Annotated in this window: 12 protein-coding genes; 2 read left to right on the top strand and 10 right to left on the bottom strand. The window is 45.5% G+C overall.

Going from position 1 to position 14,767, the window contains the following annotated elements; all coding sequences use genetic code 11:
• Nucleotides 1-17 precede the first annotated feature (17 nt).
• The 10 genes from BLV62_RS24025 to BLV62_RS28175 form a co-directional block, all read right to left on the bottom strand.
• Entirely contained in the window at nt 18-542 is a 525-nt protein-coding gene (locus BLV62_RS24025; RefSeq protein WP_028298680.1) for a PRTRC system protein E, read from the bottom strand.
• The gene (locus tag BLV62_RS24020; protein ID WP_026706489.1) at nt 539-748 is read right to left on the bottom strand and encodes a hypothetical protein; all 210 of its coding nucleotides are present in this window, start codon (nt 746-748) and stop codon (nt 539-541) included. The genes BLV62_RS24025 and BLV62_RS24020 overlap by 4 nt, the downstream gene beginning before the upstream one ends.
• Nucleotides 745-1,140 carry a DUF1281 family ferredoxin-like fold protein gene (locus BLV62_RS24015; protein ID WP_225889699.1) on the bottom strand — a complete coding sequence of 132 codons (396 nt, stop codon included), beginning with the start codon at nt 1,138-1,140 and terminating at the stop codon, nt 745-747. Before BLV62_RS24015 ends, BLV62_RS24020 begins: the two co-directional genes overlap by 4 nt.
• Before the next feature lie 133 nt (nt 1,141-1,273).
• Complete coding sequence (locus BLV62_RS24010) at nt 1,274-2,347, bottom strand: DUF932 domain-containing protein (protein ID WP_089765024.1); 1,074 nt, start codon at nt 2,345-2,347, stop codon at nt 1,274-1,276.
• 35 nt (nt 2,348-2,382) lie between these two features.
• The gene (locus BLV62_RS24005) at nt 2,383-2,760 is read right to left on the bottom strand and encodes a single-stranded DNA-binding protein (RefSeq protein ID WP_089765022.1); all 378 of its coding nucleotides are present in this window, start codon (nt 2,758-2,760) and stop codon (nt 2,383-2,385) included.
• Nucleotides 2,761-3,409: 649 nt separating this feature from the next.
• Nucleotides 3,410-4,660, bottom strand: a complete 1,251-nt coding sequence (locus BLV62_RS23995; protein ID WP_089765019.1) for a site-specific integrase — start codon at nt 4,658-4,660, stop codon at nt 3,410-3,412.
• 232 nt (nt 4,661-4,892) lie between these two features.
• Nucleotides 4,893-7,373 carry a heavy metal translocating P-type ATPase gene (locus tag BLV62_RS23990; RefSeq protein WP_225889698.1) on the bottom strand — a complete coding sequence of 827 codons (2,481 nt, stop codon included), beginning with the start codon at nt 7,371-7,373 and terminating at the stop codon, nt 4,893-4,895.
• A gap of 10 nt (nt 7,374-7,383) precedes the next feature.
• Nucleotides 7,384-8,568, bottom strand: coding sequence for an efflux RND transporter periplasmic adaptor subunit (locus tag BLV62_RS23985; protein ID WP_089765017.1), 1,185 nt, complete (start codon nt 8,566-8,568; stop codon nt 7,384-7,386).
• 8 nt (nt 8,569-8,576) lie between these two features.
• Nucleotides 8,577-12,884, bottom strand: a complete 4,308-nt coding sequence (locus BLV62_RS23980) for a CusA/CzcA family heavy metal efflux RND transporter (protein ID WP_089765015.1) — start codon at nt 12,882-12,884, stop codon at nt 8,577-8,579.
• 102 nt (nt 12,885-12,986) lie between these two features.
• On the bottom strand, nt 12,987-13,295 hold the full coding sequence (locus BLV62_RS28175) for a DUF6660 family protein (protein ID WP_139170377.1): 309 nt from the start codon (nt 13,293-13,295) through the stop codon (nt 12,987-12,989).
• A 368-nt stretch (nt 13,296-13,663) separates the two neighbouring features.
• Here BLV62_RS28175 and BLV62_RS23975 point away from each other — a divergent pair, with 368 nt between their 5' ends.
• Both BLV62_RS23975 and BLV62_RS23970 read left to right on the top strand, forming a co-directional pair.
• Nucleotides 13,664-14,137: a redoxin domain-containing protein gene (locus BLV62_RS23975; protein WP_225889697.1), complete on the top strand. Its 474-nt coding sequence runs from the start codon at nt 13,664-13,666 to the stop codon at nt 14,135-14,137.
• Between the two features lie 6 nt (nt 14,138-14,143).
• Nucleotides 14,144-14,662: a DsbA family protein gene (locus tag BLV62_RS23970; RefSeq protein WP_089765014.1), complete on the top strand. Its 519-nt coding sequence runs from the start codon at nt 14,144-14,146 to the stop codon at nt 14,660-14,662.
• The last annotated feature ends 105 nt before the right edge of the window (nt 14,663-14,767 follow it).

Below are 14,767 nucleotides of genomic sequence, written 5' to 3'. Positions count from 1 at the left end.
AGTGTTAAACAATTGGTTTACTCTGCTCCGAAAAGGCTTGGCGTTGAAAACTTCTCCGATAATTCTGATTTGCGTTTACGGATTTCGTCCGCTTTTTCGGGGAACTCCGTTATATCGGGTACTTTCATCCACGCATCACGGAATTTGCCATCTTTCTCCAGTTCGTCAGCCTTTGCCATACCGTCTTTATACTTCTTGTCTTTGGCTTCCTTATCTTTTTTCTCTTTCTCTGCTTTTTCTTTCTCCATTGCTGATTGTTTTTTAGCTTCTTCCAATTGCTTCATAAATACTTCCATATCCACCATTAAGCCCGAAGCCTTTTGTATAGGCGTGTTTATCTGCTGAAAAAATCCCTCGTCAAACTCCTGTGGTGTAGCGTTAAATGTCAATGGGGGAATGAGGTTTTTGGCGTTATCTCCGCATTGCTCGTTATTGAGTATTACTGATACAATTAGGTTGCTTTCTGCTCCTTTGGCTATGTTTAGTTGTAAAATTCCTGTAAAGTCCAACTGTGCTATCTGATTGAAAAAATTTGCGTTCATAGTTCTGAAATTTTAATTGTTGTTGTTTTTTCCTTTGCTTTTTCTAGTTTCTCGTGCATATCTGCCCAATAGGCTTTTTGCCGTTTGTCAAACTCGGAGAAACTTTTATCCTCGTGGCGATACTCTTTGTACTGCCTTGCTATTTCAATAGCTTCTCTGAGGTTCGTTACCTCAATAAGACAACCGTTCAAGTCTGTTATTTTCATAGCAATGATAGTTTTCGTTCTAAAAGTGTTTCTAGTATCCCACAATCGCTATCGAATGTTTTCCCCTCGAAATGGTACGTATCTGTTTCTTCATTGAAATTGTATTGCTCAAAATCCTCGTCCTCTAAATAAATATCTGTGAGTACCTTGTCAAAAAATGTTGCTCTGCCATATACTAGATTGCCTATTTCTTCATAATCGTGTGTAAAATTCACATCGTAATGTTCCGCTATCTTTTGAATGATTTCTATATTAGGCGACCACTTTGTTTCATACTGAAATTGTCCTTCATCGCCCTCGTTCCAATAGATATTGAAGAAATAACCGCCATTGTCTTTAGAAATAAATTCGGGTAATTGTCCTTCTTCTGTTTCTTCTTCCTCTTTCTTCATTAATTGAAAAAGTTTCTGTATTGCTGTGATTGTTTCGGGTTTCCCCTCGAATACAACTGTATTACTGCACCAATTTGCCATAATGAATATTTTTAGTGGGCTACCACCGATGAAAGCGGTAGCCTGTTGTTATTTAATTAAGATTAAAGATTTCTGCTCCGTCTAATGCAAAGCCATTACACAATTCAAATGCTTTCTGTGACTTGAGTTGAGCAGTTCCACCCAGTACAATACTCTGTAACTTGGCTTCATCATCTTTGTACTTTCTTACGTTCTGATAGTAGCCAGTAACCGCATTATACGCTCCGAACAATGTACCTTTGGTAGTGTCCATTTGTTGGGTGTCGCTTATCATTGCGTATGCAAAGGCATCCTCTACGGTGTTTTTGAACACGGTGGAAATTTCATCTTCTGCACCTTTTTTGATAAGGTCAAGCGTTTCCTTATTCGGGCAAAGTGCCAATTGTATTAGCTTTTTAACTTCACGGTCTGTTACCTTTACTTTTGCCCATTCGTTAAAAATCCCCTCTAATTGGTCGCTCAATGTGTTCGCAAGTCCCATAATCTTATGAGCGTTCTCGATACGTTGTTTCGCTCCCGAAGTGTGCTTGATACGGACTACATTGGTCATACTTCGTAATGAAGCGTTTAAGGTATTTTGGCAAACAATACGGATTGGTGTAAATGCGGCTGTGATACTTCCGCTACCATCGTGCGAAGTGGTTAAGAAAATGTACTTTTCCGTAACGTCATCGCCATTACCCACACGGATATAGTCGGGCAGTTTGGCTGTGATGAAAATGCGTTCTCCGTTGCCTAATGCTCCTGCGGTTTCGTACAGAATGCCCTCGTCACCGCCTACAATAGCATCAAAGAAATTAAAGGCTTCACGGTTTTGTACAATGTGGTAATCCTTGCCGACTACTCCCAATACTTTATTGTTATCGGTGCGAATGTTAGCGTAATAATTAGGCACTTCTAATTCAGTACTGCCTATCTCTATACCATTGGTGGTTTCGATAATGTCCGAACCTTTTGTAAACAATGGAGATTTTACGACTTCATAATCTAACCCTGCATATTTGATAGCTTCCTCGCTTGTAGGGTATTGCTCCACGATTTGCCCTAAACCGTGCCACGCTTTTTGTTGTACGCTAAAGAATGAATAACGCCCTGTTCTCTCGTTGAAATTGATATTATGTGCCATGATAAAATGATTTTAAATGTTTGAAATATTCGTTGTTAAAATGGGAGATCGTCCTCTGACTTGTTGTTGCTTGTTCCTGTGGTAGTTTGTGCGGTTTCTGATTTCTTGCCCCCTCCGTGCAGTTTGATGTTTGAGGTATGGAAATTCAATCCTGCGTGTGCTTCTCCGTCATTACCTGTCCACGCCCTAGCACTTACCCTGCCTGTCAGCTCCACCAATATACCTTTAGTGAGTATCTTCGCTACATTCGGGCTTATCCAGTATGAGCAATCGAAATAGGTAGTTTGCTCTTTGCGTTCGCCCTGTTTGTTACGGTAGCTGTCGTTGGTTGCTATCGAAAAGTTTACTACTTGTTTGTCCTGTGACGTTATGCGTACTTCCGCATCCCTTGTCAGTCTTCCTGTGATGTTCATGTTTTCTACTTTTTTGCGTTATGAAATTTGTTCTGATTTGATTTTTTTAGACTTATTCGGCAATGAGAGGAGGTGCTGTTTCGTTTCATTACCATTTCCAATGTTTTTAATCTTTCTGTCTGACATTTTTTTTATTCGTTTAAAGAGCCGGAGTATGCTATGTTTCGTTTCACGAGCATAAAAGGTTCGTGTTTAGCAGCACCAAGGTTTTGGAAAAAAATACTACCCAAAGGGTGGAGATTATTTTCCAAACTTGCCTGACCTTTGTGATGCGTTAAGAACACGGAAATACCTTTGCTCTTGAAATGGGACAAAAAAGCATACGGGTCTTTGGATAAAATGAATGTGGAAGCCAAGAAGATGGCATTGAGAAATGGTTTACAGTGCATTGAAATAACACTTCCAATTCGCTGAATTTTTAAATCACTTTTTCAAAGCTGTGTGGCTATTAGAGCCACACTTACGGAGGATTAAAATTATTTTGTATGGGAGAAGTTGATGGCAATATTTTTTAATCTTCTGTTCCAGGAGTAGCCGAAAAGCTCTTTTACAGTAGGGGAATAGGAAATTAAATGTGCTTTGGCTGCAAAAAGTAAGGGCATAAAAAAAGCAGAACCGATAAGTTCTGCTCGTTATTGATAGAAGTTAATTATAAGACTGTCAAAAATGCGTCTTCAATCTCCTTAAATTTGGGAGCCACCAAATCCATATCCTTGCTGATTTTTTGACTTGTAATCTTGGCGTAAATCTGTGTGGTTGAAATATTTTTATGTCCCATCATTTTGCTAAGGCTTTCAAGTGGAACACCTTCGGTCAGGAACATGGTAGCAAATGTGTGGCGTGCAGTATGAAATGTTATTTTTTGTTCTGTAACAATTTCTGCTTCTTCTATCATTTTCTTTACATGGCTATTGCAGGTAGCATTGGAAGGAACCGGAAAAACATAATCGCTACGTGTAAGTCCCCTGTATTTTTCAATTATACGTTTCGGAATTTCCAAAAGGCGGACGTTTGAAGCAACATCTGATTTTTTTCTTCTGTTGATGATCCATTGGTGCCCATCAAAAAAGGACTGTATATTGCTCCATTTCAGCTTTTGAATATCAATATAAAAAAGCCCTGTAAAGCAACTGAAAATGAAAATATCTTTTACAAATTCATATTTGTCCTTCGACGGTTTTAGAAGCATTAGCTTTTCTACATTCTCCTTTAAAAGATAGCTGCGATCAGTTTCTTCCATACTGATTTCGTAATCCTCAAAAGGGTTTTGGCGTATAAGGCCTTTTTTAATCGCAAGATCAGCCAAAGCAATAACCGGCATGGTATAAACCCAAACCGTATTATGTGTACATTCCTTATCTATTCGTAGAAAGAAATCGAACTCCCGGATAAAGTCTGAGGTAAGTTCTCGAAATGCCAAATCTTCTCTGTGATAGCGTTCCTTTATAAATTCATTAAGATGGTTATATACAGTCTTGTATTTATTGTAAGTATTCTGAGAACGTTTGCCCTTGCTTACCATTCTTTCAAAATCTTCATTCTGGTCTTTAAATACTTTAAGAATGGCATCATCCATTACACTAACCCCTAAAAAGGACAGCTTTACTTTTTGTGCAGTTGCAAAGCCTTCATCCTTGAGCATATCATCGTAAATCTTGTTGATACGCATCCGAATATTGTCCAATTTGAGATTGGTACCCAAGGCTTGGGCACTTTTACCTAAAACTCTTCCGTGCTTTAAATCCCAATTATTGGGGTTGATGTCCAGTTTGGTACTAAAGGATTTTGGTATTCCGTCAATAGTGATACGTCCCATAACAGGCACGTTTCCGTTCTTCTTAGGTTCATTCTTCTTCAGGTAAAAAAGCAGTTTGAACGTGGATCTTTTCTCTTGTTCCATAACTCAATTGTTTAACGTTTAAAATTAACTTTCATTGAGTTACAAGGGAATATGAAAAGAGGTGCAAATGACTGAAATATAGATTTTTATATAATATTCAGTTAGCTGTAATCAGTAACGATTTAGTAACCTAACCTCGTCATTTCAAGCCCAAAACTTGTTGGACACCTACTTCCAAATTTTGCCTCACGCATTATAAACCACTGTATATGAACGGTTTTAACCGATTTGCTTATTTTTGCTTTCTCCTAATATTTTTCTTAAAAAAACTTATGTCTCTTAAAAAAAATCTTATGCCTCTTTGCCCCTTTTGCGTCTCTGCGTGAAACATTCGCTGGATTCTTACCGCGTTGACGATGGCCAGCAATGCTACGCCGACATCTGCAAATACAGCTTCCCACATCGTTGCAAGTCCTCCCGCCCCTAATACCAATACAATGGCTTTCACCCCAAAGGCAAAGACAATGTTTTGCCACACTACTCTCCTGGTAGCTTTTCCGATATTGATAGCCGTCACGATCCGGGATGGTTGGTCGGTTTGTATCACTACGTCAGCTGTTTCAATAGCTGCATCACTACCTAATCCTCCCATTGCAATACCCACATCGCTCAACGCCAGTACCGGTGCATCGTTGATCCCATCTCCCACAAATGCTACTACAGCGCCCGGAACTTTTTTCACATCTTCCACCTTTTTCACCTTGTCTTCCGGCAACAGGTTGCCATAGGCGTTATCAATCTTCAATGATCCGGATACCTTATCGACGACCGACTGTTTATCGCCGCTCAACATAGTAGTGCGAATATTCAGTTTATGTAGTTGTTCAATCGCTTCCTTGCTGTCCTCTTTGATCTCATCGGCGATAGACAGGTATCCTGTGTAATTACTATCCACGGCTACTGCTACCATGGTATCTGTCACTTGTCTTACCGCATCGGGCACTTTGATCCCTTGTTGTTCCAGCAATTTGATGTTGCCTGCCAATACCATTTTTCCATTCACGTTCCCTTTCAATCCATGCCCGCTTATTTCTTCGATATTGGTGGCCTTATCGGCGCTATTTACGCCAACATACTCCACCACCGCCTTCGCGATGGGATGGGTGGATTGCGCTTCCAATGTTGCGGCCAGTGAGAGCCATTCCGTTTTATCGCTGGTTGCATGTTCAACGGTTTGCACTTTAAATACTCCTTTTGTCAACGTCCCGGTTTTATCCATGATCACGTTGTTGACCTTTGTGATAAGGTCGAGGTAATTGGAGCCCTTGAACAGTATGCCCTTACTGGAAGCTGCGCCTATGCCGCCGAAGTAGCCGAGCGGGATAGAGATAACGAGGGCGCATGGACAGGAAATCACCAGGAAGATCAATGCCCTGTATAACCAATCGTTGAACCGGTAATTCTCTACAAAGAAATAAGGCAACAGGGCGATCAATACAGCCAATAGTACGACTATCGGCGTATAGATACGCGCAAACTTCCTGATAAACTGTTCTGTTTTCGCCTTACGGGTAGTTGCTTCCTGTACCATGGTTAAGATACGGGCCAGGGAGCTGTCATTGAACCGTTTGGTGACTTCCAGGGTGATCACCTGTTGCTGGTTGATCATACCAGCCAACACAGCTTCGCCTTTGCGGATAGTGGCAGGTTTGCTTTCGCCCGTCAGTGCGGCTGTATTAAAAGTACTGCTCTCGCTTAGCATCAGGCCATCCAGCGGCACTTTTTCTCCAGCCTTTACCTGGATGGTACTGCCAATTTCCACCTGGGCGGGCGGCACTTCCTTAAAACTTCCGTTCACCAGCACAGCGGCCGTATCAGGTCTGATATCGAGCAACGCCTTGATGCTTCGTTTGGCGCGGTTTACAGCGGCATCCTGGAACAGTTCTCCTACCGTATAAAATAACATGACCGCTACGCCCTCGGGGTATTCGCCGATGTAGAAAGCGCCTAAAGTAGCAATGGTCATTAACACGAACTCCGTGAACAGGTCTCCTTTCAGCAACAATTTTACACCCCGCAACGCTACCGGGAACCCGACGGGCAGGTAGGCCAGTGCGTACCAGGCAAATCTGACGATCCCGGTGAAGAAAGCCGGCTGCCAGAAGTTATCGGCAGCAATACCCAATACCAGCATGCCAAAGCTGACGATAGCGGGCCATACAGGTTCTCCGCCGCCATGGTCATGACCGTGGTCGTGGTCTTCCCCGCCTTCTGCCTCATGATCATGGTCCGCTCCGTGTTCGTGCGTATGATCATGATGTTTCTCTTCTCCTTTCAATACTTTCAGTCCTTGTTTCCTGATCGCTGCCAGCAGCTGTTTGCTGTCTGTCTGTTTGCGGTCAAATTCCAGGCGGATGTTTCCTGTCGAAGAAACAACGGCGCCTGCAACGCCGGCCTGTTTGCGGAGCTGGTCCTCTATTGCCTTATCTTCCAGCTCCCGGGTATATGCTACTTCCACAGTCAGGTGACCGTATTTGCCTGTGATGGCTGCCCCGGCGTTCTGTGCGAAGCGCTGTATCTGTTGCAAAGTGATCTCGTCGGGATTGTAGTGGAAACACAGTTGTGCATCCTGTCCATCATTTGCCGGTACCAGGTGCGCTTTGTCAATACCTTTATGATGCTCCATGATAAAGATGATCCTTGCCACGCATGCATCGCGTTCGTCGGGCACTTCGGGGAGCAGCAGATGTAAATTGATCTTGATCTTTTCCATAACTTAATGATTAGTGTTCATGTTCGCCGGAATTCGTCTGTTTAGCTAATATAAAGAAAGCGCCTTTGACAACTACCGTTGAACTATCCGGGATATCCTTCAGCGGCGTTATTTCTGTAAAGCCAACATCTGTTGTACCCTTGGCAACAGGTATCCGCTCAAAATATTTGTTTCCGGAAGCAGCGGCAGGATTAGTAACAACAAAAATATAGTCCTGGTTCTGGTAGTTGACCACTGCTTCTGCCGGAACCGCCGGCACTACTGCTTTATCGAGACTGATCAGTGCAGTGATGCCCATCCCGTCTATCAATCCTGTTTTGTCGCCATTCACCTTTGCATGTACGCTGATCGCCTTGCTCTCGCCTTCGAAAGAGGAGCCTAACGAGAAGATAGTGGCGTCATATTCCTTACCCGGGTCGTTCGTCAGGGTGAAGTGGATCAGTTGCCCGGTTTTCAGTTTGGGCAGGTCCTTTTCGTAGATAAACAGGTCGAGGTGCAACTGGCTGTTGTCTACTACTTCTGCCAGCGGGGTGTTGATGTCGAGGTAGCTGCCTACATTGGCGGTCACTTTGCTGATCACGCCGGAAATAGGACTATGAACAGCGATCACGGATACCAGCTTACCATTGCTCAGTTGTTCGGGGTTAATGCCCATTAGCCTGATCTGTTCTTTCAGCGCAGCCGAGCGGGTTTGCAGCGCATGCAATTCCGCTGATGCCGCCTGGAGGTTCTTCAATGCACCGGCATTGCCCTCGTTCAGTTCCTTCTGTCTTGCTACTTCCTGTTCTGCCAGCAGGATCTTAGGTTTCAATGCCAGGTATTCTTCCTGCGCGGCAATAAACTGGGGATTGGAAATAGTGGCGATCACCTCTCCCTTTTTCACCGTATTACCTGTTTGAATAAGCAGGGTTTTTACCACACCGTTATACAATGTATTTACAGTAGCCTTGTTCTGGTTCGGCACTTTCAATACGCCGTTGGCCCTCAGCGAAGCTGTCAGTTGTTTATGCTGAATGCTTCCAAATTCAATGCCTATGCTTTTTATCTGTGCCGGGGTCAGGAACAGGGAATCGGTATGTCCTTCCTCCCCTTCTTCCTGTTCATGGTCATGGCCTTCGGCTACCGGCTGGTTGTTGTTGCAGGAGAAGAAAACTATTGCAGCAATAAATAAGGCAATAATCTTTATATACCTCATATTTTTTATTATTGATGAATGAAATAATTATAGTTAATGACCGCATGATTATAGGCATTCAGGCTATCGAGATAGTTTTTCTCAATATCGATGGCCTGGCCCAGGAACTGCGATAGTTCGGCGAAGCTGATCTGTCCTGCCCTGTAAGCCAGGGTGGATGCTTTGATGATCTCTTCTGCCTGCATTAATCCCGCGCTTTCATAAAACTGCAACAGGTTCCTGTTCTTCTGCACCTCCTGCAATGCCTGTTGCAATTGAGTTTCGAAGCGCTGCGATTCGTACTGGTATTGAGAAGCCTGGTAGGCGGCTTCCGCCTGGGCGGTTTTAACCCTGTTCCTGTACGCACCCATTCCAAACAGTGGTACAGCGGCGGTTACAGAAAAACCGGCATAAGGATCAGGTTTGCCGTAGAGGCGTTGATTGAAAAATCTTCCCGAGAACTCAGGCCTGTTCTCATTTTTCGCAACCGATATTCCTGCATTGGCAATTTCTACCTGCTGCTTTTGGTTCAACAACTGGGGATGCAAACTATCGTTGCCCATTGCCACAAAATCCATCTTCTCCAGCGGCCCGTTCACCGGCAGCAGCACCTCTGTAGTATTCAACAATCGTTGCAGCTCCTGTTGCTGGATCAGCATATCGTTGTCCAACTGGCGGATCAAAACCCTGATCTCTTTTGACCGTACATTGGCCGCTATGCTGTCGAGTCCCGGGCTGTCGCCGGTTTTAACTTTCAGCCTGGCAGCGTTATCCAGCGTACGGTAGATGCTATCCAACCGGTTGTAGAGTTTCTGTTTTTCCTCCAGGAACCAAAGCTGGTAATATGCGCTGCGGATCTCCGTTTTCAATGATGCGGCAACTACTTCCCCGCTGATCTGGTATCCTTTCAGCGTTGCTTCGTATAGCCGGCGCTGTGATTTATACAATCCTGGCCATACTATACTTTGGGAAAGACCAATTTTCAGGATGCCTGTTTTATCTGAAGGCCGGTAATCTTCGTTTTCCGCAAAAACGCCCGTTTTGGGAATAAGGCTGGCAGTTCTTACCTGCGCCTTTCCCTTATTGATCAGTTGCTGGTTGGCTGCCAGCAACAGGTTGCTGCTTCCCATTCCGATCGCCTCATCCACGGATACTCTTGTTTGCGCCTGGATAGTTCCTGGAGCGAGGAGCAACACGGCTATTATGCCTAATCCCCCTGCTGGTCGGATATTGATCTTCTTACCCTCGCCAAACAACAGGTATAATAACGGCAACACAATAAGCGTGAGCAATGTGGCAGTGATCAATCCTCCGATCACTACTGTAGCCAGCGGTTTCTGTACCTCCGCGCCGGCGCCGGTCGACAGGGCCATTGGCAGGAATCCAAAGGAGGCTACCACGGCAGTCATTAACACCGGCCTGAGCCTGGTTTTGGTGCCTGTGATAATTCGTTCTACCATATCCGTTACTCCATCCTTTTTCAATTGGTTAAAAGTGCTGATCAACACGATCCCGTTTAATACCGCTACCCCGAATAAGGCGATAAACCCAACGCCTGCGGAAATGCTGAAAGGCATACCTCGAAGCAATAAGGCAAATACGCCGCCAATGGCGCTCATCGGGATAGCTGTAAAAATGAGCAACGCCTCGTTCATGGAGCGGAAAGTGAAATAGAGCAAGAGAAAGATCAGCAGCAGGCAAACAGGAACGGCTAAACGCAAACGGTCGGAGGCCTCTTGCAGATTTTCGAAGGTTCCGCCATAAGTATAATAGTAGCCGGTAGGAAGAAGGTTGGCTGCTTTCAGCTGCTTTTGAATATCTGCCACTACAGAAGCAACATCCCTGCCTTTTACATTGAATCCTACCACGATCCGGCGTTTGCCTTCTTCGCGGCTGATCTGCGCCGGCCCTTCCTTAATAGCCACTTTCGCCACCTGGTCTAAAGGGATCTGGGTACCATCGGGCAACGCGATGTAAAGATTGTTCACATCATCGACCGTGCTGCGGCTGGTGGAGTCGAGGCGTACTACCAGGTCGAATTTCCTTTCATTCTCAAACACTACGCTGGCGGCCTTGCCGGCAAACGCCATTGCTACGGTATTATTAATGTCCTGGATATTCAGGCCGTAGCCGGCCATACGCGCCCTGTCGTATGTTACGGTGATCTGCGGCAGCCCCACTGTCCGTTCTACCTGCGGCGCCGTTGCGCCCTTTACCTTCTGCACAATAGCTGCCACTTTTGGCGCCAGGGTAGCCAATGTATCGATATTCTCACCAAATATTTTTATAGCCACATCCTGCCTTACGCCTGTCATCAGTTCATTGAAACGCATCTGGATCGGCTGCGAGGCTTCAAAGAACACGCCGGGGATCGCCTCCAGCTCTTCCAGCATACGGGAAGCGAGCGATTCATAGCTTTCTTTTACCGGCCATTCTTTACGCGGCTTCAGCGAGATAACCAGGTCGGAAGCCTCCGGAGGCATAGGATCAGTAGGCACTTCAGCCGATCCTGTTTTACCCACTACCATTTTTACCTGCGGAAATGATTTAATGATACGGCTTGCCTGCATAGATGTCTCAATGCTCTGGGAAAGAGAAGAACCCTGCGGCAGGATACAATGGAACGCATAATCACCTTCCTGCAACTGTGGTATGAATTCTCCACCCATCCTGCTGAACAGGATGATAGCGATAGCCAGCAATGTCACAGAAACGCCTATTACCCAGTATTTCAGCTTAATGGCCTGTTTCAGGACGGGCTCATAATGCCGCTGCAACCAGGCCATAAGTTTATCGGACCAGGTTTCTTTCTCAGCGTGTTGCTTCGGTAAAAAGAGGGCCGACATCATAGGGATATAAGTAAGCGAGAGGATAAGCGCTCCAAGGATCGCAAACCCTACTGTTTGCGCCATCGGGCGGAACATCTTTCCTTCAATGCCCACAAGGGTGAGGATAGGAATGTAAACTATCAGGATGATGATCTCGCCGAATGCGGCGCTGTTACGTATCCTGGCAGCCGCGTTGAACACTTCTTCATCCATCTCGGCCTGTGAAAGCCGGCGCCTGGAAGGTCTGAGGCCCAAATGGTGCATAGTCGCTTCCACGATGATCACGGCGCCATCTACTATCAGCCCGAAGTCAATGGCTCCAAGGCTCATCAGGTTAGCGCTTACCCCGAAGAGGTTCATCAGGCCCAGTGCAAAAAGCATGGACAAAGGAATGGCGGAAGCAACGATAAGGCCTGCACGAATATTACCCAGGAACAGCACCAGTACGAATATAACGATCAGCGCCCCTTCAACCAGGTTACGTTTAACGGTGTTTATTGCCCGGTTTACAAGGCCTGTTCGGTCGAGGAAGGGCTCTATCTCCACATCCGCAGGCAGGGAGCTTTTGATGGTTTCCATCTTTTCCCTGATGCGCCCCACTACTTCAGCGCTGTTCGCGCCTTTCAGCATCATTACGATGCCTCCTACGGCTTCTTTCTCACCGTTGTAGGTCAGCGCCCCGTATCTTACCGCATGCCCGAACTGCACGGTAGCTACGTTCCTGATCAATACAGGGATACCGTCGGCGGTTTTGATAACGATGTTCCCGATATCTTCCAGCGAAGAGACCAGGCCAATGCCGCGGATAAAATAGGCATTCGGCTTCTTATCGATATACGCGCCTCCTGTATTCTCGTTATTCTTTTCGAGCGCCTGGAAAATTTCCGGCAACGTTACATTCAGGGCTTTCAGCCTGTCGGGCTTTACAGCTACCTCGTATTGCTTTACAAGTCCGCCGAAGCTGTTCACTTCTGCAATACCGGGAGTGCCGTATAACTGGCGGGCTACGATCCAGTCCTGCATGGTTCTCAGCTCCATGGCCGTGTATTTGTTTTCACTGCCTTTTTTCGGGTGGATCACGTATTGATAAACTTCTCCCAACCCTGTGCTTACCGGGGCCATTTCCGGTTTCCCTACTTTGGGAGGTATTTTTTCTTCTGCCTCTCTTAATTTCTCCGCGATCAGTTGACGGGCGAAATAAATATCTACTCCTTCTTTAAAAACAATAGTGATCACTGATAAGCCAAAGCGGGAGATAGACCTGAGTTCTATCAGGTCTGGCAGGTTGGCCAGGCTTTGTTCTATCGGGTAAGTGACCAGTTGTTCTACTTCCTGGCTGGCTAAGGTTGGCGTATTGGTGATGATCTGTACCTGGTTATTGGTGATATCAGGAACTGCATCTATTGGTAATTGCCGGGCGCTCCAGATCCCCCAGCCTACAAGGGCCAGGGTAAGCAGCCCGATTATCAGTTTATGTTGAATTGAAAACCGGATGATCGTACTTAACATGCGGAAAGCTTTATTTTAACTGGGCTTCAGTGCATCCGTACAGGACGCAGGCTGTCATGTTCATACAGGCGTATGAACTAATTACTACATAAGAAATAAAAATTAACTAAGCTGAGGGGGCTGCCATACAGGAAGAGGCAAGTCCTGTACTGATGAGGTTTCGAATACGATATAGTTGCGTGGTACGGGGATCACCGGGCATTCTACTGTTGCATGAACGGTAATGAATGATACGGTACCGCAACAGGCGCAGATACAAAGCGGGGAACAATAGTCCGTATGCTGTGGATGTTGGTGACCGGTTTGTGCAATTTCTGTTCCTCCCTGCATACCAGCAGCCACTCCATCCGCACAGGGAATACAACTGAGCGAAAGGACCAGGAATGCTAATATGAAGGTGATAAATCGCATAAGGCAAATGTAAAACTTTTATTATAAAAGCGATGGGCGATTAATGATCACCTGTTGCATTTTCAGGCGGCTGATCAATTAAAATCCAGGAATGACCGGGCATTCGTTATACCGTTGAACAGGCATCTTTGTTTACCTGTTAAATAAGAACGAAAAACCGGTTCATGGCGTCCGGAACCCGCATTTTTTTCACCTGGCACGGGTGAGATACACGGGCATAATTGTTGTTGACCAACCGGTATTCACGGTCGTTTTTCCGCCAGTGTAGTCAATACCGTGAGTACCCATCCATCAGCAAACAACAGATCTCGGAGAATTTACCTGGAGTAAAGGACCTGCAGATATTTTATAAGCATCAAATTTTTGTTATGATACTAGAAAAAAATACACCAGCACCGGAATTTGATCTTTTTTCCACGCCGGACCAACGGCTTAAACTTAGCGACTTCAAAGGGCAGAGAGTAATCCTGGCCTTTTATCCTGCCGACTGGAGCCCTGTTTGCAGCGACGAGTTAAGTTTATTTAACGAAAGTTTAAAACTTTTTACAGAACATAAGGCAGTATTATTGGGTATTTCGGTAGATAGCAAATGGAGCCATATGGCATTTGCACAAAGCCGGAAATTGCATTTCCCGTTACTGGCAGATTTTGAGCCCAAAGGATTGGTATCAAAACAATATGGCGTATATAATGAGGAAGAAGGAGAAAGCAGGCGCGCATTGTTCCTGATCGATGAACACGGGATCATACAATGGAGTTATTTATCGCCTGATGGCATTAACCCGGGGGCAGACGGAATACTGGAAGCCCTGGAATCACTTGATCAGTCAAAAAACCAATAACAGATTATGTCGATGTTAAAAGTACCCGTAAACGCACAGGATCATACACTTGGCAGCCTGCACGCACCCAGGGTGTTGGTGGAATATGGCGATTATCAATGCCCAAGTTGTGGCGAGGCTTACCCTATTATCAAGGAGTTGATAGCCAAACACCAGCATAACCTATTATTTGTTTTCCGCAATTTCCCGCTCCAGGAATCGCACCCCGAAGCGATGCCCGCTGCCCTGGCGGCAGAAGCGGCGGCCAGGCAATCCAAATTCTGGGAAATGCATGATATCATCTACGAAAACCAGGCAGACCTGACTATCCAGCATATCATGAACTTCGCAGAAGAAATTGGGTTGGACATGGAACAGTTCAGGGCCGATTGGAAAAGCCAGGAACTCCTAAACCGGATAGAAAAAGATTATGAAGGGGGCCTTCGCAGTGGAGTGAACGGAACGCCCTGTTTCTTTATCAACGGCCATCGGTTCGATCAGTTCGACGGAAGCCTGGAATCATTGGAAAGCGCCATTGCAATGTAGCTTCCAACCAGGTGTATCCGCTTTACCGTGAGATATTCATTCAATAATAGTTTCAAGGGTTGGCCAATGGCCGGCCCTTTTTGTTTTGGAATTTCTGTTAACTTG

This window comes from Chitinophaga terrae (ex Kim and Jung 2007), from assembly GCF_900107795.1.
GTDB lineage: Bacteria > Bacteroidota > Bacteroidia > Chitinophagales > Chitinophagaceae > Chitinophaga > Chitinophaga terrae.
Note: the sequence above shows the minus strand (reverse complement) of the source record. Positions and strands in the feature narration are given on the sequence as shown.

What these genes read in the sequence shown, in the direction of transcription:
- BLV62_RS23970 (WP_089765014.1), top strand. Translation starts at nt 14,144, where the DNA reads ATGTCGATGTTAAAAGTACCCGTAAACGCACAGGATCATACACTTGGC.
- BLV62_RS23985 (WP_089765017.1), bottom strand. Translation starts at nt 8,568, where the DNA reads ATGAGGTATATAAAGATTATTGCCTTATTTATTGCTGCAATAGTTTTC.
- BLV62_RS23990 (WP_225889698.1), bottom strand. Translation starts at nt 7,373, where the DNA reads ATGGAAAAGATCAAGATCAATTTACATCTGCTGCTCCCCGAAGTGCCC.
- BLV62_RS24020 (WP_026706489.1), bottom strand. Translation starts at nt 748, where the DNA reads ATGAAAATAACAGACTTGAACGGTTGTCTTATTGAGGTAACGAACCTC.
- BLV62_RS23995 (WP_089765019.1), bottom strand. Translation starts at nt 4,660, where the DNA reads ATGGAACAAGAGAAAAGATCCACGTTCAAACTGCTTTTTTACCTGAAG.
- BLV62_RS23980 (WP_089765015.1), bottom strand. Translation starts at nt 12,884, where the DNA reads ATGTTAAGTACGATCATCCGGTTTTCAATTCAACATAAACTGATAATC.
- BLV62_RS24010 (WP_089765024.1), bottom strand. Translation starts at nt 2,347, where the DNA reads ATGGCACATAATATCAATTTCAACGAGAGAACAGGGCGTTATTCATTC.
- BLV62_RS24025 (WP_028298680.1), bottom strand. Translation starts at nt 542, where the DNA reads ATGAACGCAAATTTTTTCAATCAGATAGCACAGTTGGACTTTACAGGA.
- BLV62_RS23975 (WP_225889697.1), top strand. Translation starts at nt 13,664, where the DNA reads ATGATACTAGAAAAAAATACACCAGCACCGGAATTTGATCTTTTTTCC.
- BLV62_RS24015 (WP_225889699.1), bottom strand. Translation starts at nt 1,140, where the DNA reads ATGAAGAAAGAGGAAGAAGAAACAGAAGAAGGACAATTACCCGAATTT.
- BLV62_RS28175 (WP_139170377.1), bottom strand. Translation starts at nt 13,295, where the DNA reads ATGCGATTTATCACCTTCATATTAGCATTCCTGGTCCTTTCGCTCAGT.
- BLV62_RS24005 (WP_089765022.1), bottom strand. Translation starts at nt 2,760, where the DNA reads ATGAACATCACAGGAAGACTGACAAGGGATGCGGAAGTACGCATAACG.